This is a genomic window from Methylobacterium sp. Leaf399, from assembly GCF_001424525.1.
Lineage (GTDB): Bacteria > Pseudomonadota > Alphaproteobacteria > Rhizobiales > Beijerinckiaceae > Methylobacterium.
On record NZ_LMQK01000033.1, the window covers coordinates 1 to 20,988 of the forward strand.

The 20,988-nt window shown below is 70.5% G+C and carries 20 protein-coding genes; 13 read left to right on the plus strand and 7 right to left on the minus strand.

Annotated features, from left to right (window positions below):
- On the minus strand, positions 1-1,088 hold a 1,088-nt coding region (locus tag ASG40_RS17350), incomplete at both ends, for a polysaccharide biosynthesis/export family protein (protein WP_056410454.1).
- Positions 1,089-1,451: 363 nt separating this feature from the next.
- On the opposite strand from ASG40_RS17350, the gene ASG40_RS17355 reads away from it, so the two are divergent.
- From ASG40_RS17355 to ASG40_RS17380, 6 genes are all read left to right on the plus strand, one after another.
- On the plus strand, positions 1,452-1,985 hold the full coding sequence (locus ASG40_RS17355; RefSeq protein ID WP_055888547.1) for a gluconokinase: 534 nt from the start codon (positions 1,452-1,454) through the stop codon (positions 1,983-1,985).
- A 240-nt stretch (positions 1,986-2,225) separates the two neighbouring features.
- Positions 2,226-3,086 (plus strand): transglycosylase SLT domain-containing protein, encoded by an 861-nt coding sequence (locus ASG40_RS17360; protein WP_055888549.1) that lies wholly within the window; start codon positions 2,226-2,228, stop codon positions 3,084-3,086.
- Positions 3,087-3,504: 418 nt separating this feature from the next.
- A complete protein-coding gene (locus ASG40_RS17365; RefSeq protein ID WP_055888551.1) occupies positions 3,505-4,389 on the plus strand; it encodes a helix-turn-helix transcriptional regulator in 885 nt (294 codons plus the stop codon).
- Between the two features lie 230 nt (positions 4,390-4,619).
- Positions 4,620-5,465 carry a serine O-acetyltransferase gene (cysE, locus tag ASG40_RS17370; RefSeq protein ID WP_055888553.1) on the plus strand — a complete coding sequence of 282 codons (846 nt, stop codon included), beginning with the start codon at positions 4,620-4,622 and terminating at the stop codon, positions 5,463-5,465.
- Positions 5,466-5,711: 246 nt separating this feature from the next.
- Complete coding sequence (locus ASG40_RS17375) at positions 5,712-5,924, plus strand: DUF3126 family protein (RefSeq protein ID WP_055888555.1); 213 nt, start codon at positions 5,712-5,714, stop codon at positions 5,922-5,924.
- A 122-nt stretch (positions 5,925-6,046) separates the two neighbouring features.
- The gene (locus ASG40_RS17380) at positions 6,047-6,376 is read left to right on the plus strand and encodes a DUF6949 family protein (RefSeq protein ID WP_055888556.1); all 330 of its coding nucleotides are present in this window, start codon (positions 6,047-6,049) and stop codon (positions 6,374-6,376) included.
- 18 nt (positions 6,377-6,394) lie between these two features.
- Here ASG40_RS17380 and ASG40_RS17385 read toward each other — a convergent pair whose 3' ends face one another.
- The 4 genes from ASG40_RS17385 to ASG40_RS17400 all read right to left on the minus strand — a co-directional run bounded on the left by ASG40_RS17385 (position 6,395) and on the right by ASG40_RS17400 (position 9,699).
- Positions 6,395-7,090 (minus strand): transglutaminase-like cysteine peptidase, encoded by a 696-nt coding sequence (locus tag ASG40_RS17385; RefSeq protein WP_055888558.1) that lies wholly within the window; start codon positions 7,088-7,090, stop codon positions 6,395-6,397.
- Positions 7,091-7,274: 184 nt separating this feature from the next.
- Complete coding sequence (locus ASG40_RS17390) at positions 7,275-7,913, minus strand: transglutaminase-like cysteine peptidase (protein WP_055888560.1); 639 nt, start codon at positions 7,911-7,913, stop codon at positions 7,275-7,277.
- A 250-nt stretch (positions 7,914-8,163) separates the two neighbouring features.
- A complete protein-coding gene (locus ASG40_RS17395; protein WP_055888562.1) occupies positions 8,164-8,790 on the minus strand; it encodes a PilZ domain-containing protein in 627 nt (208 codons plus the stop codon).
- A gap of 303 nt (positions 8,791-9,093) precedes the next feature.
- Complete coding sequence (locus tag ASG40_RS17400) at positions 9,094-9,699, minus strand: PAS domain-containing protein (protein WP_055888564.1); 606 nt, start codon at positions 9,697-9,699, stop codon at positions 9,094-9,096.
- Between the two features lie 233 nt (positions 9,700-9,932).
- Here ASG40_RS17400 and ASG40_RS17405 point away from each other — a divergent pair, with 233 nt between their 5' ends.
- The 4 genes from ASG40_RS17405 (at position 9,933) to ASG40_RS17420 (ending at position 14,224) form a co-directional block, all read left to right on the plus strand.
- Entirely contained in the window at positions 9,933-10,760 is an 828-nt protein-coding gene (locus ASG40_RS17405) for a rhomboid family intramembrane serine protease (RefSeq protein ID WP_055888566.1), read from the plus strand.
- Positions 10,761-10,947: 187 nt separating this feature from the next.
- Positions 10,948-11,379 carry a CBS domain-containing protein gene (locus ASG40_RS17410; RefSeq protein WP_055888568.1) on the plus strand — a complete coding sequence of 144 codons (432 nt, stop codon included), beginning with the start codon at positions 10,948-10,950 and terminating at the stop codon, positions 11,377-11,379.
- 165 nt (positions 11,380-11,544) lie between these two features.
- Positions 11,545-13,083 carry a phytoene desaturase gene (locus ASG40_RS17415; RefSeq protein ID WP_055888570.1) on the plus strand — a complete coding sequence of 513 codons (1,539 nt, stop codon included), beginning with the start codon at positions 11,545-11,547 and terminating at the stop codon, positions 13,081-13,083.
- 67 nt (positions 13,084-13,150) lie between these two features.
- Entirely contained in the window at positions 13,151-14,224 is a 1,074-nt protein-coding gene (locus tag ASG40_RS17420) for a phytoene/squalene synthase family protein (RefSeq protein ID WP_055888952.1), read from the plus strand.
- 284 nt (positions 14,225-14,508) lie between these two features.
- Here ASG40_RS17420 and ASG40_RS17430 read toward each other — a convergent pair whose 3' ends face one another.
- The gene (locus tag ASG40_RS17430) at positions 14,509-15,720 is read right to left on the minus strand and encodes an NADP-dependent isocitrate dehydrogenase (protein ID WP_055888574.1); all 1,212 of its coding nucleotides are present in this window, start codon (positions 15,718-15,720) and stop codon (positions 14,509-14,511) included.
- Between the two features lie 207 nt (positions 15,721-15,927).
- Between ASG40_RS17430 and ASG40_RS17435 the strand changes: the two genes are divergently transcribed.
- The 3 genes from ASG40_RS17435 (at position 15,928) to ASG40_RS17445 (ending at position 19,653) form a co-directional block, all read left to right on the plus strand.
- Positions 15,928-16,476, plus strand: a complete 549-nt coding sequence (locus ASG40_RS17435; protein ID WP_055888954.1) for a formaldehyde-activating enzyme — start codon at positions 15,928-15,930, stop codon at positions 16,474-16,476.
- A gap of 19 nt (positions 16,477-16,495) precedes the next feature.
- Entirely contained in the window at positions 16,496-17,251 is a 756-nt protein-coding gene (locus ASG40_RS17440) for an RNA methyltransferase (protein WP_055888576.1), read from the plus strand.
- Between the two features lie 65 nt (positions 17,252-17,316).
- The gene (locus ASG40_RS17445) at positions 17,317-19,653 is read left to right on the plus strand and encodes a putative bifunctional diguanylate cyclase/phosphodiesterase (RefSeq protein WP_055888578.1); all 2,337 of its coding nucleotides are present in this window, start codon (positions 17,317-17,319) and stop codon (positions 19,651-19,653) included.
- Between the two features lie 21 nt (positions 19,654-19,674).
- On the opposite strand, the gene ASG40_RS17450 is transcribed toward ASG40_RS17445, so the two are convergent.
- Positions 19,675-20,970, minus strand: coding sequence for an O-acetylhomoserine aminocarboxypropyltransferase/cysteine synthase family protein (locus ASG40_RS17450; protein WP_055888580.1), 1,296 nt, complete (start codon positions 20,968-20,970; stop codon positions 19,675-19,677).
- Between the last annotated feature and the right edge of the window lie 18 nt (positions 20,971-20,988).

Below are 20,988 nucleotides of genomic sequence, written 5' to 3' on the forward strand. Positions count from 1 at the left end.
GGGCTCGCGACGGTGGAGAACACGGAGAGGACCTTCTGGACCTCGGAGAAGGGTGCGTTGGAGACGTAGATGAGGTCGCGGTTTCTCATGCGGAAGGCCTGGGTGAGGAACAGGCTGTTGGGGTCGCGCATGTTGATGCGGTAGACGACGGGCACGAGGTTGGTGGCCAGCAGCGGGCTGTCGGGCTTGAGGCGGCGCACGGCGCTGGCGGGCTCGAAGCGGAAGATGAAGGCGCCGGCGGGGTCGGCGAGGTTGTCGGACAGGCCGCGCGACTTGGCGAGCGCCTGGGCCAGCGTGATGCCCTCGGCCGAGAACGGGATCTCGGTGGCGTTGCCGAGCGCGCCGACGGCGAGGAAGGTCTGGGGGTCGCGCACCAGGGTGAGGACGTCGTTGGGGCGCAGGAAGATGTTCTCGCGCGGGTTCGAGACGATGGTGGTCATCGGCACGGTGGCGGTGAGGTTGCCGCGCGAGAGGCGCACGAAGGTCTCGTTGACCGGCGCCTTGACGCCGCCGGCGCCGGCGACGACGTCGAGGATGCGGTCGCCCTTGCCCGAGAGCGGCACGCGGGCGCCGGCGGCGACCTCGCCGGTGACGGTGACCGACTGCGAGATCGGCCGGGTGACCGAGACGAGCACCTGGGGCTGGATGGCCTTGCCGGCGAGTTCGCTCTCGATGAGGGACTGGACGTCCTGGGTGCGGCGGCCGGCGACCTGGATGCGCCCGGCGTAGGGCACCGAGATGGCGCCGTCGCGCGAGACCACCTGCTCGGGGATCATCGCCGACTTGGAGCCGGCCGAGAAGCGGTCGGCCACCAGCGGCCCCGAGAACAGGCCGCCCGAGCCCGCCTCCCACACCGAGACCGCGACGTAGTCGCCGACCCCGATCACCGGTTCGAGCGCGGGCCGCCGGTCCCCGAACGAGGCCAGCAGGCTGTCGAGCGCCCGGCCCCGCATCGCCTCGATCACGGCTGCGTCGAGGTCGACGATCTCGTAGCGCGCGAACGTCCCCTGCGCCGTCGTCACGTCCGCCCCCTCCAGAACGGCGCTCGTCGTCGGACCCGCCGCAGGCAGGATCGACGAGCAGCCCGANTAGCGCGCGAACGTCCCCTGCGCCGTCGTCACGTCCGCCCCCTCCAGAACGGCGCTCGTCGTCGGACCCGCCGCAGGCAGGATCGACGAGCAGCCCGACACCGCCAGCGCGGTGAAGAGAAGGTAGGGAAGGGTACGCATCCAGGGCAGCCTGTCGGTTTCGCCAGCCTGCTGCCTAGACCATCGGCACTGCGAAGTCCGTGGCGGGTGGGTCACAGTCACACCGCGAGCGGCGCCCGCCCCCGCCATCCCCGTTGCCCACACGCCCCGCACCGTGTCCCACCATCAGCGCGCGAATCGTTCACCCCGCTTTAACCGATCCCCCGGTCCGTTGGACCGCAGTCGTCCACGACGGAAGCACGGATGCCATCGACGCCACCGCCCGCCGCACCCGCCCGCGTCCTCGTCGTGATGGGGGTGTCGGGCTGTGGAAAGAGCACGATCGCGGCCCTGCTGGCCCAGACGCTCGGCTGGCGCTTCGCGGACGGCGATGCGTTCCACAGCGACGGGAACATCGCCAGGATGCGGTCGGGCCTGGGTTTGGGCGACGCCGAGCGCGCCCCCTGGCTGGCGGCCATCGCAGCCTGGATCGACCGGTGCCTGGCGGAGGGCCGCTCGGGCGTGATCGCCTGCTCGGCCCTGCGGCGCGCCTATCGCGACGCCCTCGTGCGCGGGCGCGACTCCGTCCTGATCGTCCATCTCTCCGGCGACCGCGCGCTGATCGCCGCCCGGCTCGGCGCGCGGCGCGGCCACTTCATGCCGCCCGCCCTCCTCGAGAGCCAGTTCGCCGACTTCGAGCCGCCGGGCCCGGACGAGAACCCGATCGTGGCGGCCGTCACCGAATCACCCGACGCCATGGTGGAGGCCATCCTGCGCGAGCTCGCGTCCCGCGCCTGAGCCCCCGGCACCGTCCCGGCCGCCGCAGCCGGCATCGGAGGGCTCCAACACCCTGACAACATGCGTGGATCTCCGGAGCGCGGGTCGGCCGGAGCCGCCGAGCGCCTGTGTCATGTGCGCCACAACACACAGGCAAACGGCCGTGCTTGCACCCCGCAACGGCGCCCGAGCCGCTTTCCGGCCGCATTTGGGCTCGACCGATGACCGGACGGCTCAACGCCACACCGGGTCCCGACCAGCATGAACCAGCGCCTCCTGCTCCTCGCCGCCGCCACGTTGTGGTCCGCGCCGGCCCTCGCGCAGCAGGCAGCGGTCCCCCGCGACAACATCAACGCGTTGATCGAGGCCCAGGCGAAGGCGGCCGGCGTGCCGTCGAGCTTCGTCCACCAGGTGGTCAAGCGCGAAAGCAACTACAATCCCAAGGCCAAGGGCGGATCGGCCCTGGGCCTGATGCAGATCAAGCACGCCACCGCCCGGGGCATGGGCTACGGCGGCGATGCCGCCGGCCTCTACGATCCCGAGACCAACCTGCGCTATGGCATCGCCTATCTCGCCGGAGCCTATCGCGCCGCCAAGGGCGACATCATCCAGGCCTACAGCTACTACAGCCGCGGCTACTACTACGCCGCCAAGCGCCTGGGCATCAGCACCAGCGTTGCCGCGCTCGATCCGGCTCCGGCCGCGAAATCGGGTGCCGCCTTCGGCAGCCTGTTCGGCCTGCGTCCGGCCACGGACCCCAACCTGACCGCCGCCAGCACGGCACTCGCCTACGCGCCGTCCGCCGCCACCGATCCGGCCCCGACGGAGGTCGTGGAGGTTCCGCTGCCGCCGCGCCGGCCGGCCGCCTTCCTCGTCGACGTCGCGACCGCGTCCGTCGCGTCCGTCCCGGCAACGGCAGCCGCCGTGTCCCCGGAGGCCGCCGTGGTTGCGGGCCCGGCGACGACGGCCGATGCCACGATCGTCGAGACCGTGGCGGTTCCGCTGCCGCCCCGGCGTCCCTCCCTCGTGCAATTGGCCTCGGTCGGGCGACCGATCGTCGCGAAGAAGCCCGCCGCCGCCGCTCCGGTGCTGGAGGCCTCGGCGCTCCCGTCGGTGCAATAGACCCGCGCCGAGGCCGGGGATCACGCGGAATCGTCGGGCCGGATCGCCATATCGGCCGTCTGCGGCGGGCGCGGCGGCACGGAACGCCGGTCGGGTGGCCGATCACCGGCCAAGAGCGCGAAACACGGATGACCCCGGCGGACCACCGAGCGGCGGTCGTGTCATCACGGCATGCACAAACCATATGTTGCGATGCGAAGTGGAACATAGCATGCAGGCGGGATGCAGGCGCTCCGGCCACCGGTGACGCTCCAACCTGTCGACTCGGAACGATGTTTTACGGCAACGCCTTATCAACAGGCCCTCGAACCGTCCCGCGCCTCGCCGCCGGGCCGGGGCAGGGCGCACCCGACGCCCCTGTGGTCCGACCGCCACGCGGCCGGTGCATCGTCACGTCGGTTCAGGGACGCGCGACCTCATGACCGAGGCGGTGGAACAGGAATCGCTCTTCCTGGCCGAGCTCGGCCGCCGGGTCCGGCATGCCAGGACCGTCCGTGGCCTGTCGCGCAAGCTCCTGTCGCAGACCTCGGGCCTGTCCGAGCGCTACATCGCCCAGCTGGAGGGCGGGCAGGGCAACGTCTCGATCATCCTGCTGCGGCGGGTCGCCAACGCCATGGGCGTGCGGCTCGACGACCTCATCGCCGGCCAGGACATCGCGTCGGAGTGGCAGGTGGTGCGCGATCTTCTCGCCACCGCGTCGGGGGAGCAGATCGCCCTGGCCAAGGGCATCCTATCGGGCAAGGCGGGGGCGGCCGGCGAGGTCCTGCAGCCGCGGGTCGCCGTCGTGGGCCTGCGCGGGGCCGGCAAGTCCACCCTCGGGCGCATGGTGGCCGAGCGCCTCGGCTGGACCTTCGTCGAGCTCAACGCCGAGATCGAGCGCGAGAACGCCCTGTCCGTGAAGGAGATCTTCGCGATCTACGGACAGGAGGGCTATCGCCGCCTCGAGCAGGGGGCCCTGCGCCGCCTCACCGAGCGTCCCGGACCGTTCGTGCTGGCCACAAGCGGCGGCATCGTCGCCGAGCCGCTGACCTACGACCTCCTGCTGCAGGCCTTCTTCACGATCTGGCTGCGGGCCAAGCCGGAGGAGCACATGCAGCGGGTGCGCGAACAGGGCGAGTTGCCGACCACCGGCGACCACGCCTCGGCGATGCAGGAGCTGCGGGCGGTGCTGCTGAGCCGCGAACCCCTCTATGCGCGCGCCTCGGCGGTGGTCGACACCTCCGACGTCGGCATCGACGTGATGGTCGACCGCCTCGCCGGTGCGATCGAGGCCCGGTTCGGGCAGGTCGGCACGACGGGCTGAGCACGACGGGCCGAGGGAGGGCGCTCGTCGCTCACTCGCGCATCGTCGGAGCATCGGATGTCTCCGAAGGCCGGCAGCGACCGTCCGGTCCGATGCGATAGAAGCGCGACGACCTTGATCGCAGGGGTGCCGCGCACCACGCTATGGCTCGACCGGCGGCGTCGATGCGCGATCGCATCGGGGCGAGGCCCGGCCGAGCGTCACCCGCGTCCTCCTCGAGGAGCCCACCGATGTCCGCCAGCCCGTCCATCAGCCCCAGCGAGCCGGCGATCCTCGATCCGGTCTGGAGCCGCCTGCGCGCCGAGGCCGAGACGGTGGTGCGCGAGGAGCCGCAGCTCGCCTCCTTCATCGTCGCCACCGTCCTCAACCACGCCAGCCTCGAATCGGCCGTCTCGCATCGTGTGGCGGCGCGGCTCGGGCACGCCTCCCTGTCGAGCGAGCTCGTCGCCCACGGCTTCCACGAGGCCATCGCCGACGATCCCCGCATCGGCCAGAGCTTTCGCGCCGACATCGTCGCGGTGCTCGACCGCGATCCGGCGGCGAGCCGGGCGCTCGAGCCTGTCCTGTACTTCAAGGGCTTCCACGCGATCCAGGCCCATCGCCTGGCGCATTGGTACTGGACGCACGGCCGGCGCGATCTCGCCCTCTACCTCCAGAGCCGATCCTCGGAGGTGTTCCAGACCGACATCCATCCCGCCGCCCGGGTGGGGCGCGGCATCTTCCTCGACCACGCCACCGGCCTCGTGGTCGGCTCCACCGCGGTGATCGAGGACGACGTCTCGATGCTGCACGCGGTGACGCTCGGCGGCACCGGCAAGCAGGGCAGCGACCGCCATCCCAAGATCCGGCGCGGCGTCATGATCGGGGCGGGCGCCAAGATTCTCGGCAACATCGAGGTCGGGGCCTGCGCCCGGGTGGCGGCGGGCTCGGTGGTGCTGCGGCCGGTGCCGCCCAACACCACCGTGGTCGGGGTGCCCGCCCGCGTGGTCGGCACCGCCGGATGCGCCGAGCCCTCGCGCGCGATGGACCAGTTCGTGAGCCTCGATCAATTCATCCACATGGCCGACGGCATCTGACCGGCCTCGGCAGGCAGTCGCGGGTTGCCCTGCGAAGGCCAGCCGAGGTCTCTTCGATGGCGCATCATGGTCTCCCGCGAACCGCGGACCACGTCGCGGAATGATGCTTGGGATGCAGCCGCTGCGGGTTGCCCCCTCACGGCGGCCATGGCAAGCGAAGCCCCGAACCCATCCCATCGCGATGGCGGGCGCTCCCCGACCGGGGACGCGGACACCCGCCATCGGCCACCGCCCAGAGGTCGCCGCGTGAACAAGACAGACATCGTGAAGGTCCAGGATTACCTGCGCCGCACCTTCTCCAACACCAACATCCGCCTCGTTCCCCGTCCCAAGAAGGACGATTCGGCCGAGGTCTACATCGGCGAGGAATTCCTCGGTGTGGTCTCGGTGGACGACGAGGACGGCGACCGCTCGTTCAATTTCGCCATGGCGATCCTCGACATCGACCTCGAGGATTGAGCGCGGGCCGACCAATCGCCTGTGGTCGGCGTTTACCCTAACGCGAGGTGATCCTTAACACTTCGTAAACGCTCGGGCAGAGTGCGCTCCATCGTCCCTCTAGGGTGGAGCCCGCCTCAGCCATGGATATCAGCCCGTCGGCCGTCGAATCGATCCAGACGCTCTGCCTCGGCCTCGCCCTCTCCGGCCTCCTCGCCACGGCGTTCGAACTGTTCACCGAGCGGCGGGCGAGCTTCAGCCTGCTCGATCGCGGCGGCGTCGCCGCCGCGGCCGTCCTGCCGGTGCTGGTCTTCGGCGCCCCCTTCATCATCCTGCGCAACACGGTGCGCGGCCGCCGGATCGAGGGACGGCCGATCCCGTTCGTGATGATCGCCACGATGATCGCCTGCGGCTGGAGCCTGCTGTCGGGACGGCTGGTCCTCGATGCGGCCCACTTCATCGCCGGCATCTGAAAGCGGGGCTCGACAGCCTCAGCGATTCGCGGTGGTGACCGGTGAGGCGATGCCGTTGAGTGCCACCCACGCCATCCCGTCCTGCCCCTCGCGCTTCACGAAGGTGTAGCCGGTCCGCAGTCCCGGCAGGATCGCGTTGGTCTTGTTGTCGAGGATGAGGTCGCCGCGATCGGTGCGGACCATCAGGACCGCATGCCCTTCGCCGATGTCGTCGATCACCACCGTCATGCGCAGGGCCCGGCGCGGCAGGCCGCGCTCGATCAGCATCTTTCGCTTGAGCAGCTGGAAATCCTCGCAATCGCCGAAGCCGTCGTCGGGATAGTCCCAGCGGTCGACGACCCCCCAATGGGCGATGTCGGTGATCGGCCTGATCCGGGCATTGACGCGCCGGTTGACGCTGGAGAGCGTACGCCAGATCGCCGGGTTGAGGGCGATGGTGGCCGGCTGGGAGGTGTCGACGGCGCATTCCGCCGGAAGCCTGGCGCAGAGCGCGGTCCAGGCCGCCACCGGCTTGGCGCCGCCGCCCTCTTCGATGACCGGCACGTCGGGCAGGGAGGCCACGGCGTCGGGCTCCGCGCTGGCCCCTCCCAGCATCAGGATCGACCCGGCCAGGGCGAGCTGGACAGCCTTGGCGAGGCGACCGGCCAGAGGGACGGCGAGGGGGATTGTCCGTATGGACCCCGTCCCGATATCGTGCAGACCGGTATGCCGCATCACGATCGCCTCGCCATCCTGGGGCTGAGGCACGAGGTTTGCACGGTCCAGGCCGTCACTCAATCGGAAAAATGAAGGCGGTGTTAACTTCCCAAACCGGCATCGGTTCCGAAAAAATACGGCTTTCGGTCACGGGGGCGGGAGAACCATCCTCTCGTCCTTGACCCGTCGCCGATCGGATCTTTCAGCGGTTGGCGGTGGTGGCCGGCGAGGTGACGCCGCCCAGGGACACCCAGGCGACGGCGGCCTGGCTCTCCCGCTTGATGAAGACGTAGCCGGTCCGATACCAGGGCAGGATCTCGCTGGTCTTGTTGTCGAGGACGTAGTCGCCCCGGTCGGTGATCAGGGTGAGGACGGCATGGCCCTCGCCTTTTTCGTCGATGACCACGGTCATCCGCATGGCGCGGCGCGGCAGGCCGGCGGCGGCCAGCATCCTGCGCTTGCGCAGCTGGAAGTCTTCGCAATCGCCGGCGCCGTCCTCGGCGAGGTCCCAGCGGTCGGGCACGCCCCAATGGTCCTGGTCGGTGACGGCGCGGAGCGACGTGTTCACCCGCCGGTTGACCGACACGACGGTGCTCCAGACCGCGGGCGAGAGCGCCACGGCGGCCGGCTCGGCGGGGTCGAGCGCGCATTCGGCCGGATAGGCCTGGCAGAAGGTGACCCAGGCGGCGATCGGCCGGGCGTCGCCCACGGCCATCGCCGCCACCGACACCGGCGGGAGCGGCGCGGACGGCTGAGCGAGAACGGCCGCCGGCCAGAAAGCCAGGGCGGTCACCACCGCCAACACCGCCAGTCTCGTCACGTTTGCGCCGCGCATCGCCATCACCTCGTCTTCGAGGTGAGGATGGGGCGACGGCCCCTCCGCGGCGCTGAAGCCGATCCGCGCAATTTTACGCAATCACGCCGCCGGCCGGTCCGCCTGCGGACAGCCCGAATTCCGGGCTGCCGGGGTCACGACAATGATCGGGATCGGATTAGCGGATGGGCAACCTTGACGGGGCGCGCACGCAGGCTGCGCCCCGGCGTCGCAGACGCGCGGCGGCCACGGGCCCGGTCCGCGAATGCCGCATCGGCTAGAGCGTCAGGCCTTCGTGGAAGCGGTCGGGCGAGATCGGCAGCATGAACTGGACGCCGATGCCGCCCTCGAAATAGCGCACCACCCGTGCCGGCGTGCGTCCCAGGGTGACGCTCGCGCCGAGCTGGGGGACCGTCACGGTGGAGAGCGCGGCGCCGGACATCGACAGATCGATGATGCGCGCGGCGATCTCGCGTCCGCTTTCCAGGCGCATCACGATGCCGGGCTGGATCGGCACCAGCCGCTCGTGGGTCCGGCCCTCGGGCAGGCCGAGGGTCTCGCGGTTGGCGAGCCAGGTGAGCTGCGAGGCGATCTTGTCGCGCTTGCGCAGGGTGGCCGACAGCTTCACCGCGATGCCGCCGGCCGTCATCCGGGCGATGGTGCCCTCGATGCGGCCGATCTGTTCGAGATAGAGCACGATCCGCTCACCGACCTGTCCGAGCACGGCACAGGTCAGGCGAACGCCGCCGGGGGACATGTCGACGGTCTGGCAGGGGTATTCCTGGCGGTCGGAAAGCATGTAGCGCCCGAGCAGCGCCACCTTCACGCGCTGGTGGCGGCGCATGTCGGCGTGGCGCACGACGTGCGGCCGCGGCGTGTCCGATGAGATGGCGGTCTCGATCATGGCAATCGCGCGACGGCTCCAGCCCTGCCTGCCGTCGCGGCGGGACCCGCGGCGGGCAGACGGGAACGACGGGGTCCGCCCGGCGGTGGACAGCGACGGGTCACCCCCGCGCCATGCCGGACATGCCGGGACCATCGCCGGATTTGGTTACGAAAGACTTTTTCCCCGGCCGATCGCGTGCTCTCGCCACCGATTCTACAACCTGCCCGACAGCCGATGATCGGTCGGTCGCGTCCGGGTGCGGATGTCACCGCGGCGCCGGCTCGCCGGCCCCGTGCCCGCGCGAATCGGGCGACGGTGCGATCAGGCCCGCCCGCCCGGATGGACGAAAAGATGGCCGCGACGGCGCGGCATCCGGTCGTTGGCGGGTTCGGGCACGGCATCGAGGACGTCGTCGGCGGGTGCGGCGGGGAGGGCATCCGGGCCGAGCACCCGCAGGGAGGTGGTGCTGAGGTGGACGAGGGGACGCAGGCCGAGCCAATGCGGGATCACCTGGGGGCTCAGCGCGCCGAGGATGCGCGACTGGGTCTGCCCGCGGTGGCGCAGGGGCAACAGCAGGAGTTCGAGGTCGACCGCCTCGCCCTCGGAGGTCTCGCCGCGCAGGCCCGCCACCATCCCGACCGTATCGACGGCCACGGCCTCGACGAGGCGCCAGGGATCGGCGGTGGGTTCGCCCCAGAGGCGGGCGAAGTCGGCGCCCCGCAGTTCGCGGCGGAACAGCGCGCAGACGCGGGTGCCGGCGAGGCGGAAGGCGGCGTTGCCCGCCGGCACGTCGACGGAGAGGATGAGCGCATCGGAGAGGAGGTTGCGGATCGCTCCGGGCTCGATCTCCCGACGTTCGGGCGCGGCACGATCGCGCCGGACCCGGTCCCAATAGGCATGGAGGAGGCGGCTGGTCGGATGCTTCATGGTGTCCCGCGCTGGCAAGCCCGTCGCCGGGCCTGTATGATTCTGGATCAGGTGATCCGGTCCGGCACCGGCGCACCGGGCCTTTCGCCTCCACTGCGCACAGCCTATGCCCGCTCGAATCGGCGCGCCGCATTAAGCTTTCATCAGGGTTAACGCCGGCGGGGCGGGGCGAATGCCTTTTTGCCTCCGCGAGGGGTTGCCGCTCGGCGGCGAGCGGACGACATGGTGAGACCATGGATGCCAGCCCCGATCTGCCGCGACAGAGCCGCGTTCCCGTCTTCAACATGCCGGGCGTCGTCTCCGCCGCCATCGGCATCCTGGTGGCGATCCACGCCCTGCGCGAGTTCGTGCTGCCCGATACCTGGGACCTCGCCGTCCTCCTCGACCTCGCCCTGATCCCCGGCCGCTGGACGGTGGCGATGGATCCCTCGCAGGCGGAGGCCCTCGTGGCGGCGGCCTCGGCCAGGGTCTCGGACGCGAGCACCCTCGACGCCTACGTGTCCTTCGCGCGCTACATCGCGGCCGATCCCGCGGCGATGCCGTGGACCTTCGCCACCTATGCGCTCCTGCACGGGTCGTGGATGCATCTCGTCTTCAACAGCGTATGGCTGGCCGCCTTCGGCTCGCCGGTGGCGCGGCGCTGCGGCACCCTGCGCTTCTGCCTGCTGGCGCTGGCCGGGGCGGTGGCGGGCGCCGTGCTGCATCTCCTCCTCGATCCCATGAGCCTGGCGCCGCTGATCGGAGCCTCGGCCTCGGTCTCGGCCCTGATGGCGGCGGCGGCCCGCTTCGTGTTCCAGCCGCCGCCGCTGATCAGCCCCGCAGCCCCGCCCTGGCAGATCCCGGTGCCGCCGCCGTTGCAGACGATCCCCGAACTGCTGCGCAACCGTACCGCCGTGGTGTTCCTCGTCGTCTGGCTGGCCACGAACCTCCTGTTCGGCGTCATCGCGCTGCCGCTGGGAGCCGACGGCTCGTCGATCGCCTGGGACGCGCATCTGGGCGGCTTCGTGGTCGGGTTCTTCCTGCTGCCGCTGATCGACCGGCGCCGACGCCCGATCCGTTGACCGATCTCGCGCTCGACGAGAAATAGCCCCGCATCTCACGACACTTGGCCGGCGCCCGCGCTTGCCAGATCGCCGCAGCGGCGACACACTCGTCCCCTGCCGAGCGCGGGAGCCAACCCGCGCCGCACGTCTTCGTGCCCCATCCTCGGGTGCACGCCACCGCTCATCCCGCAGGGAGGGAGACCCTATGACCGTCGCGCGCATCCTGGCCGATAAGGGCCGCACCGTCGTCACCATCCAGCCGAACCGCAATCTCGACGACGCCATCCACCTGCTGGCCGAGAAGCGCATCGGCGCCCTGGTGGTCGCGGAGGACGACGGCGTGGTGTTGGGTATCCTGTCGGAGCGCGACATCCTGCGCGCCCTGGCCGACCGTGGCGCCACCGCCTTCGACGCGCGGGTGGCCGACCACATGACCGCCGAGGTGGTGACCTGCGCACGCAGCGCCAGCGTCGAGGACCTGATGCAGATCATGACCAACGGCCGTTTCCGGCACGTTCCCGTGGTCGAGGACGGCCAGCTCGCCGGGCTCGTCTCCATCGGCGACGTGGTCAAGCTGCGGATCGCCTCCGTGGAGGCCGAGCATCAGGCGATGCGCGACTACATCACCATGGCCTGACGCCACCGCGGTAGCGCGTCCGACCTTACCCCCGAGGCCCTTGCGGGGCGCCCCGGCCGCGCCCGCACGTCCCAGAGGGCCGCGAGCGCGGACCGTGCCGGCCCATGGCCGCCTCGCGAAAAACACCGCTTGCGTCAGAGAATTTGACACTGCTAGTGTCACTCCATGTTGACACTCGCCGACATCCCCAGCGCCGAGACCGCCCCGCTCCAGCGGCCTCACGTCGTGGTGATCGGCAGCGGATTCGGCGGCCTCGCCGCCGCGATCCGCCTCGGGGCGCGGGGCTACCGCGTCACCGTGCTGGAGCGGCTGGAACAGCCCGGCGGCCGGGCCCGGGTCCATCGGCAGGACGGGTTCACCTTCGACGCCGGCCCCACCATCGTCACCGCGCCGTTCCTGTTCGAGGAACTCTGGACGCTGTGCGGACGGCGGATGGAGGACGACGTCACCCTGGCGCCGATGCTGCCGTTCTACCGCATCCGCTTCGAGGACGGCGCCACCTTCGACTACAGCGGCGACGCGCAAGCCATGCGCGCCGAGGTGGCGCGGTTCTCCGCCAGCGACGTGCCCGGCTACGAACGCTTCATGGAACGCTCGCGCGAGATCTGCGAACTCGGCTTCGAGCAACTCGGCCACGTGCCGTTCGGCTCGGTCACCGACATGCTGCGCATCGCCCCGGCGCTCCTGCGCCTGAGTGGCCATCGCAGCGTCTACGACGTGGTGGCCGGCTACATCCGCGACGAGCGCCTGCGCACCATCTTCAGCTTCCATCCGCTCCTCATCGGCGGCAGCCCGTTCCGGGCGAGCGCGATCTACTGCCTCATCGCCCATCTCGAACGGCGCTGGGGCGTCCACTTCGCCATGGGCGGCACCGGGCGCCTCGTCGACGGCCTGGCGAGCCTGATCCGGGGGCAGGGCGGGACCCTGCGCTGCGGCGCCGACGTGGCGCAGATCCGGGTGGAGACGCACGACGGCAAGGACGCCGCCCGCGGCGTGATCCTCCAGGGCGGCGAGCGGATCGATGCCGACATCGTCGTCTCCAACGCCGATTCCGCCTTCACCTACGGCCGGCTGCTGCCGCAGAAGCGCCGGCGCTGGAGCGCGGCCAAGCTGAAGCGGGCGTCCTCCTCCATGGGCCTGTTCGTCTGGTACTTCGGCACGAACAGGAAGTTTCCGCAGGTCGCCCACCACACCATCCTGATGGGGCCGCGCTACCGCGGACTGATCGACGACATCTTTTCCAAGAAGCACCTGTCGAAGGACTTCAGCCTCTACCTGCACCGGCCCACCGCCACCGACCCGCTGCTGGCGCCCGCCGGCTGCGACGCCTTCTACGTGCTCTCGCCGGTGCCCAACCTCGACGGCGGGCAGGACTGGCGGGTCGAGGCCGAGCCGTATCGCCAGGCGATCGAACGCCACCTCGACGCCACCGTGATGCCGGGCCTGTCCGAATCCATCGTCACCTCGAAGGTGACGACGCCGCAGGACTTCGCCACGGATTTCCTCAGCGTCCGCGGCTCCGGCTTCGGCCTCGAACCCGTGTTGACGCAATCGGCCTGGTTCCGGCCGCACAACGCGTCCGAAGACGTAGCCAACCTCTACCTCGTCGGCGCCGGCACCCATCCCGGTGCCGGGCTTCCCGGGGTCCTTTCCTCCGCCAGGGTTCTCGATCGCGTGGTGCCGGATGCTCGTGTCTTTGCGTGATCAAGCCGACTGGCGCGACCAAGCCGATTGGCGCGACCAAACCGAATGGCGCGAGGACGTTCTGGTCGTGCCGGCGGGCCATGCCGATGCGGCGGGTCATGCCGATGCGACGGATCACGCCGCCTGCCGGGCGGCGATCAGGACGGGATCGCGCAGCTTCTTTGCCGCCTCCGCGCTGCTGCCGGCCTCGGTGCGGCGGCCCGCCTACGGCCTTTATGCCTTCTGCCGCCTCTCCGACGACGCCGTCGACGACGTGGCGCAGGCCGGCAAGGCGGCGGCGGTGGCGCGGCTCTCGAACCGGCTCGTCCGGGTCTACGCCGGCCAGCCGATGGACGGCCCGGCCGACCGCGCGCTCGCCGACATCGTCGCCGACTACGCCATTCCCCATGCGCTGCCCGCCGCCCTGATCGAGGGGCTGGCCTGGGACGCGCAGGGCCGGCGCTACGAGACGCTTTCGGATCTCACCGCCTATGCCGCCAGGGTGGCGGCGAGCGTGGGCGCCATGATGACGCTGATCATGGGCCGACGCGACCCGGACGTGCTGGCCCGCGCCTGCGACCTCGGGCTCGCCATGCAGTTCACCAACATCGCCCGCGACGTCGGCGAGGACGCCCGCGCCGGGCGCCTCTACCTGCCGCTGGCCTGGCTGCGCGAGGCCGGGATCGATCCGGAGGCGTTCCTCGCCCATCCCGTGGCGACGCCCGAACTCCGGGGCGTAATCGCGCGGCTGCTGGCCGTGGCCGACGGGCTCTACGAGCGTTCCGAGGCGGGGATCGGCGGCCTGCCGCCCGGCTGCCGTCCGGCGATCCGGGCGGCGCGGCTGATCTATGCCGAGATCGGACGCGACCTCGAACGGGAGGGCCATGATTCGGTCGGTCGCCGCGCCCGCGTGCCGGGCCGGCGCAAGGCGGTGCTGATGGCGCGCGCCCTGCTGCCGCTGGGCGGCACGACCCTCCTGCGGGAGCCGCCCGTGCCGGAGATCGCCGGCATCATCGAGGCGGTCGTCCAGCGCCCGTCCGAGGCGGTGCGCAGCCCAGCCTGGTGGAACCTGCCGGGCCAATTCGTGCGCGTTCTAGACCTCATCGAGGTCCTGCGCGAGCGCGAGGCCTTCCGCGAGGGGGCCGCGCCCGTCTCGCCGTGACCCACCCGATCGCCGCGGTCCTCGATATCGGCCTCGTCTTTTCGATCCCGCTCGGGCTGGCGATCTGGCAGCTCGTGGTGCTCAAGCGCAGCATCCGGCGCGACCGGGAGGCGGCGGAGCGACGAACGGACGACGCGGTTTCCCCGCCCCCTCGTGGGGTGGGGCCGGGGGTGGGGGTGGCGCCGCATGGTCAGCGGCAGGGCCACCCAGCCGCCCCCACTTCCCCCCACAAGGGGGAGGAGAGCGCGGGCGGTCATGCCGGATCGCAGGGTCCCTGACGCCCCTTACGCCATCGCGGCTTTCAGGTGCTCGTCGACCTTGTCGAGGAAGCCCGTGGTCGAGAGCCACTTCTGGTCGGGGCCGACGAGGAGGGCGAGATCCTTCGTCATGAAGCCCTTCTCCACCGTGTCGACGCAGACCGTCTCCAGGGTGGTGGCAAACTTGGCCAGTTCCGCGTTGTCGTCGAGCTTGGCCCGGTGCGCCAATCCACGGCTCCACGCGAAGATCGAGGCGATGGAGTTGGTCGAGGTCTCCTTACCCTTCTGGTGCTCGCGGAAGTGGCGCGTCACGGTGCCGTGGGCGGCTTCCGCCTCCACGGTCCGGCCGTCCGGGGTGAGCAGCACCGAGGTCATCAGGCCGAGCGATCCGAACCCCTGTGCCACGGTGTCCGACTGGACGTCGCCGTCGTAGTTCTTGCAGGCCCAGACGTAGCCGCCCGACCACTTGAGCGCCGAGGCGACCATGTCGTCGATGAGGCGGTGCTCGTAGGTGATGCCGAGCGCCGTGAAGCGCGACTTGAACTCGGCCTCGTAGACCTCCTCGAACAGGTCCTTGAAACGCCCGTCGTAGGCCTTGAGGATGGTATTCTTGGTGGACAGATAGACCGGGTACTTCCGGTTCAGGCCATAGTTGAGCGAGGCGCGGGCGAAGTCGCGGATCGAATCGTCGAGGTTGTACATCGCCTGGGCGATGCCGGGGGAGGGGAACCTGAACACCTCCTTCTCGATCACCGTGCCGTCGTCGCCCTCGAACTTGATGGTGAGCCGGCCCTTGCCGGGCACCTTGAAGTCGGTGGCCTTGTACTGGTCGCCGTAGGCGTGGCGCCCGACCACGATCGGCTGGGTCCAGCCCGGCACGAGCCGCGGCACGTTCCTGCAGATGATCGGCTCGCGGAAGATGACGCCGCCGAGGATGTTGCGGATGGTGCCGTTGGGCGACTTCCACATCTCCTTGAGCTTGAACTCCTTCACCCGGGCCTCGTCGGGGGTGATGGTGGCGCATTTGACGCCCACGCCATGGCGCTTGATCGCCTCGGCGGCATCCACCGTGACCTTGTCGGAGGTGGCGTCGCGATGCTCGACGCCCAGGTCGTAATAATCGAGGTCGAGGTCGAGATAAGGGTGGATCAGCTTGGTCTTGATCTCGCTCCAGATGATGCGGGTCATCTCGTCGCCGTCGAGTTCGACGACCGGGTTCGCGACCTTGATCTTCGACATGATCCTCAGTGCCTTTCTCTTCACGCGGCCGGGTGGGCCGCGCTCCCGCGTGGCGCGGTCATAGCGTGCGCCACGGGTACGCGAAACCCGTGCCCGTGACAGATGCGCCGCGCCGTACGGAGCGAGAAATTCCGGGCCGCCCCCTGGACATCGGCCGCCCCGCCGGGAATGTGCGATCCCATCGAAGACCGTCGAGAGGACGACATCATGAGCGAGCGCATCATCCTGCGCGCCGGCGAGGCCCTGGTGGCCGGCGGCCCGCCCAACACCGCGGCCGAGCCCGAGGTGATCATCGGCGAGCTCGACGGGCCGGTGGGCACGGCGCTGGCCACGCTCACGGGCGACCAGGTGGTGGGCCACAGCCGCGTCTTCGCGCTCCTCAACACCGACATCATGGTGCGGCCGGTGACGCTGTGCGTCTCCAAGGTCAGCGTCGAGACCTCGAAGTACACCTCGATCCTGATGGGCACCGTGCAGTTCGCCATCGCCAACGGCGTCCTCGACGCGGTGCGGGCCGGCTACATCCCGAAGGAGAAGGCCAACGATCTCGGCATCATCTGCTCGGTTTGGCTGAGCCCCGGCGTGATCGAGGCCGAGACCGTCGACCACAAGGCGCTGTTCGAGATCCAGCGCAAGGGCATGACCGAGGCGATCCGCAAGGCGATGGCCAACGAGCCGTCCATCGACTGGCTCCTCGAGAACCAGGACAAGATCGTCCACAAGTATTACCAGATGGGGCTGGACGGGAAGATCTGAGGCCGGACCCGCACCGGGGATGTCGGACACGGCAGAGGAGGGCGGGGCGTCGCCGCGTCCCCCCGCGATCGTCCTCGTCGCCCCCCAGCTCGCCGAGAACGTCGGCATGGTCGCCCGGGCCATGGCCAATTTCGGCCTGACCGAGCTGCGCCTGGTGGCCCCCAAGAACGGCTGGCCGATGAAGGGCGTGCGCGAGGCCGCCTCCGGGGCCACCGCCGCCCTCGACGGGGCGAGGGTCTACGCGACGCTGCCCGAGGCCATCGCCGATCTCCATTGCGTGCTCGCCACCACCGCGCGCGAGCGCGGCCAGATGAAGCGGGTGCTCGGCCCCGATGCGGCGATGGCCGAGGTCGCGGCGAGAGCCGGGCAGCGGGTCGGCATCCTGTTCGGCCGCGAGCGGGTCGGGCTCCTCAACGAGGAGGTGTCCCTGGCCGATGCCATCGTCACCTTCCCGGTGGCCCCCGATTTCTCCTCCCTCAACCTCGCCCAGGCCGTGCTGCTCGTCGGCTACGAATGGCGCCGCGCCGCGGGCCTGGCGCGGCTTCCGTTCGCGGGCGAGATGCTGTCGCCTCCCGCGACCCGGGAGGCGCTGCTGTCGCTGTTCGCGAGCCTGGAGGGCGCGCTGGACGGGGCCGGATTCTATCCGCCCGAGAAGCGCGAGATCGTGGTGCGCAACATGCGCGACATGCTCCACCGCATGGCGATGACCGAGCAGGACGTGCGCACCGTCCGCGGTGCCCTGCGCGCGCTCCTGCGGAAGGGCACCGGGGGCTGAGATCGCCGGCGACGCGCGCGCGGCCTTAACCTCGTCTGCAGGGTTGGCGTGCGACCCTGCTGCGCATGGCGACGACTCACTTCAGCGCGATCGGCGGCGAGTTCGCATCCGCTTCCAGGGAAGCGGCCTTCCGGGCCGACCGGCTCCCTGAGACCCTGCGGACCGCCCGCCTCATCCTCGGCATCTCGGCCGCGATCAACGCGCTCGCCCTGATCATCGATTGGCGCTTCCTCGGCCACCCCCACTTCTGGATCGCGGTGCCGGCGCGCCTGGGCATCGTCGCGATCTCGGTCCTGTGCCTCGTCGCCATCTGGCAGGCGACACGGTTCTCCGTCGTCCAGCGCGGCCTCGTCGTCTGGGAGATCGTCACCGCCGTCTGCCTCGGCGTGTTGTGCTCCCTGCGGTCCGAGATCGCGCCGCTGGTCCTCATCGTCCTGCCGGCGATCTACTTCCTCGTCGTGCCCACGAGTTTCCGCTGGACGCTGGCCTGCGGCAGCGTCGCCATGGCGGCACTGGCGACCGGCTACCTCTGGCACGAGCCGGAGGCGACGGCGGCGACGGGTTTCCTCGTCACGACGGTGATGGGCGAGGTCGTCCTCGTGCTGTTCGTCATCCGCTGGAACCGGCTGCGCCGCCTCGAATGGGCGGCGACCCAGGCCGAACGCCACGCGAATTCCGAACTGGCCGAGAGCCGCCACCTGTTCGAGGCGCTGTTTCGCGCCGTCCCGATCCCGATCGTGGTCTCGCTGGCCGACGGCGGCCGGATCGTCAGCGCCAACGACGCCGCCCTGGCCTTCTTCGACGTGCCCGACACCCGCGCCTTCGGCGACTACACGATCCGCCGTCACCTCAGCGGCGACGACCGCCGCCGCATCGCCTCCGGCCTCAGCCGCAGCGCCGCACAGCAGGGGTTCGAAGTCGGCCTCACCGGACGGGACGGGCGGCGCCACGACATCCTCCTCTCGGTGGCGGCCGTGAACATCGACGGGCAGGCCTGCACCATCTCGAGCCTCGTGGACATCACCAGCCGCAAGGCGGCCGAGGAACGTATCCGGATCGCCGCCCACCACGACGCCCTCACCGGTCTACCGAACCGGGCACTGTTCCAGACCAGCCTGGAGGCGGCGATCGCGGGCGGACATGCGACGGGAGCCGAGGTCGGCCTGATCCTGCTCGACCTCGACGGTTTCAAGGAGGTCAACGACACCCTGGGCCACGAGGCGGGCGATGCGCTGCTCAAGGAAGTCGCGGGCCGGCTCGGCCGGGTCGCCGGACCCGGCGACCTCGTCGCCCGGCTCGGCGGCGACGAGTTCGTCGTGCTGGCAGCCATCCCCGGCGACGGGCAGGCCACGGTGCACCTGCACCGGCTCGCCGAGGACATCCTCGACGTCCTCAACCCGGCCATGCCGATCGGCGGGCGGATCGTAGCGCCCAGGGCCAGCCTCGGCCTGGCGGTGTTTCCCGCCCATGCCGGCGGCGGCGGCGACCTCTTCACCAACGCCGACCTCGCGCTCTACGCCGCCAAGGCGGCCGGGCGGAACCAGGCCGTCCTGTTCACGCCCTCGCTGCGGGTGCAGATCGAGACGCGGGTCAGGATCGCGGGCGAGATGCGCACCGCCCTGGACGAAGGGCAGCTCGTCCCGTTCTATCAACCCAATGTCGGACTGCAGGGCCGGGGGATCGTCGGGTTCGAGGCCCTGGCCCGCTGGCAGCATCCCAGCCGCGGCCTTCTTGTTCCGGCCGACTTCTCCACCGTGTTCGACGATCCCGACATCGGCAACGCGGTCGGCCTGTGCCTCATGCGGCGGATCTGCGCGGACGTGGCAGGATGGGTGGCGCTGGGCCTCGACCCAGGCCGCGTCTTCCTGAACCTCTCGGCGACACAGTTCGCGCAGGACAACCTCGCCAGGACCCTGCTCGGCGAGATCGACCGCGCCGGGCTGGCCCGGGATCGCATCGGCATCGAGGTCACGGAGACGGTGCTCCTGGGCGGCCACGGCGACCGCGTCGCCAGCGTCCTCGACGCGCTGCATTCGGCCGGCATCGGCGTCGCGCTGGACGACTTCGGGACCGGCTACGCCTCGCTGACGCACCTCAAGCAATACCCCGTCGACGAGATCAAGATCGACCGCAGCTTCGTGCGCGACCTCGAACGGGACGCCAACGACGCGGCCATCGTGGTGGCCGTCCTGCATCTCGGCCGCAGCCTCGGCCTGCGCGTCACCGCCGAAGGGGTCGAGACCGAGGCCCAGGCCGCGTTCCTCGACGCCAACGGGTGCGACACGGCGCAGGGCTACCTCTACGCCAAGCCGATGTCGGCGAGCCGGGTGCCGTGGTTCCTCAGGAACCGCCCCGACATCCTCGGCGACGACGACGGGTCGCGCCCGCGCCTGGCGGGATGACCCCCTTCGGACCGGAGTCGTTCAGGACAGCTTGGCGAGCGCCTGGTCGATGTCGGCGATGAGGTCCTCGACGTTCTCCAGACCGATCGAGAGGCGCACCGTCTCCGGCCCGACCATGGCCGCCGCCTTGTCGGCATCGCCGAGCTGGCGGTGCGTGGTAGTGGCCGGATGGATCGCCAGGGACTTGATCTCGCCGATGTTCACGAGGTGCGAGATCAGCTCGAGGGACGTGATGAAGGTCTTGGCCGCCGCCTCGCCGCCCTTGAGGGCGAAGGTGAAGATCGATCCGGGGCCCTGCGGCACGTAGCAGGCGGCCATGGACTCGCCCGGCTGGCCGGGGAGGGCGGGATAGCTCACCCATTCCACCGCCGGATGGTCCTTGAGGTGGGCGGCGACGGTGCGGGCGTTCGAACAATGCCGCGCCATGCGCAACGGCAGGGTCTCGATGCCGGTGAGCGTCAGGAACGCGTTCATCGGCGACAGGCCGGGACCGAGGTCGCGCAGGCCGAACAGGCGGCAGGCCACCGCGAAGCTGATCTCGGGGAACCGCTCGGTGATGACGAGGCCGTCGTAGTCCGACCAGGGTTCGGTGATGAGGTTGTAGCGCCCGCCCGTCGCCGTCCAGTCGAACCGGCCGGCGTCGCAGATGATGCCGCCGATGGTCTGGCCGGAGCCGCCGAGGAACTTCGAGGTCGAATGGACCACGATGTCGGCGCCGTATGCGATGGGGCGGATCAGCGCCGGCGAGGCCAGGGTGTTGTCGACCACCAGCGGCAGGTTGTGGCGCCGGGCGACCTCACTGATGCCGACGAGGTCCATCACCGTGGCGCAGGGGTTGACGATCGACTCGCAGACGATCGCCTTCGTCTGCGGCGTGATCTGCGCCTCGAAATCGGCCGGGGTCAGTCCCTTGGCGAACTGCGGCTTCAGGTCGTAGCGCCCGTCGAGGCGGCGCATCAGGCCGAGGGAACCGCCGAACAGGCGCGGGGAGGCGACGTAGGCGTCGCCGCTCTGCATCAGGGTCATCAGCACGAGCAGCACGGCCGACTGTCCGGAGGAGACCGCCACGGCGGCCTTGGCGCCCTCCAAAGCCGCCACCCGACGCTCGAGGGCGGCCACGGTGGGGTTCGAACCGCGCGAATAGGAGAAGCCGGTCTTGCGCATCGCGAAGATGTCGGCCGCCTGCTCCGTGGAATCGAACACGAAGCCGTTCGTGAAGTAGATCGGCTGCACCCGCGCGCCGGTGGACGGATCGGGGGAGGCCCCGGCGTGGACCGACTGCGTGGCGAAGCGATGGGTACGGGTCTCGGTGGCCATGGGGCCTCCGTTTCGAGG

Excerpts from the sequence above, each read along its gene's own strand:
- ASG40_RS17355 (WP_055888547.1), top strand. The coding sequence starts at position 1,452 with ATGCCATCGACGCCACCGCCCGCCGCACCCGCCCGCGTCCTCGTCGTG.
- ASG40_RS17360 (WP_055888549.1), top strand. The coding sequence starts at position 2,226 with ATGAACCAGCGCCTCCTGCTCCTCGCCGCCGCCACGTTGTGGTCCGCG.
- ASG40_RS17365 (WP_055888551.1), top strand. The coding sequence starts at position 3,505 with ATGACCGAGGCGGTGGAACAGGAATCGCTCTTCCTGGCCGAGCTCGGC.
- cysE (WP_055888553.1), top strand. The coding sequence starts at position 4,620 with ATGTCCGCCAGCCCGTCCATCAGCCCCAGCGAGCCGGCGATCCTCGAT.
- ASG40_RS17380 (WP_055888556.1), top strand. The coding sequence starts at position 6,047 with ATGGATATCAGCCCGTCGGCCGTCGAATCGATCCAGACGCTCTGCCTC.
- ASG40_RS17385 (WP_055888558.1), bottom strand. The coding sequence starts at position 7,090 with ATGCGGCATACCGGTCTGCACGATATCGGGACGGGGTCCATACGGACA.
- ASG40_RS17390 (WP_055888560.1), bottom strand. The coding sequence starts at position 7,913 with ATGGCGATGCGCGGCGCAAACGTGACGAGACTGGCGGTGTTGGCGGTG.
- ASG40_RS17395 (WP_055888562.1), bottom strand. The coding sequence starts at position 8,790 with ATGATCGAGACCGCCATCTCATCGGACACGCCGCGGCCGCACGTCGTG.
- ASG40_RS17400 (WP_055888564.1), bottom strand. The coding sequence starts at position 9,699 with ATGAAGCATCCGACCAGCCGCCTCCTCCATGCCTATTGGGACCGGGTC.
- ASG40_RS17405 (WP_055888566.1), top strand. The coding sequence starts at position 9,933 with ATGGATGCCAGCCCCGATCTGCCGCGACAGAGCCGCGTTCCCGTCTTC.
- ASG40_RS17410 (WP_055888568.1), top strand. The coding sequence starts at position 10,948 with ATGACCGTCGCGCGCATCCTGGCCGATAAGGGCCGCACCGTCGTCACC.
- ASG40_RS17415 (WP_055888570.1), top strand. The coding sequence starts at position 11,545 with ATGTTGACACTCGCCGACATCCCCAGCGCCGAGACCGCCCCGCTCCAG.
- ASG40_RS17430 (WP_055888574.1), bottom strand. The coding sequence starts at position 15,720 with ATGTCGAAGATCAAGGTCGCGAACCCGGTCGTCGAACTCGACGGCGAC.
- ASG40_RS17435 (WP_055888954.1), top strand. The coding sequence starts at position 15,928 with ATGAGCGAGCGCATCATCCTGCGCGCCGGCGAGGCCCTGGTGGCCGGC.
- ASG40_RS17440 (WP_055888576.1), top strand. The coding sequence starts at position 16,496 with ATGTCGGACACGGCAGAGGAGGGCGGGGCGTCGCCGCGTCCCCCCGCG.
- ASG40_RS17445 (WP_055888578.1), top strand. The coding sequence starts at position 17,317 with ATGGCGACGACTCACTTCAGCGCGATCGGCGGCGAGTTCGCATCCGCT.
- ASG40_RS17450 (WP_055888580.1), bottom strand. The coding sequence starts at position 20,970 with ATGGCCACCGAGACCCGTACCCATCGCTTCGCCACGCAGTCGGTCCAC.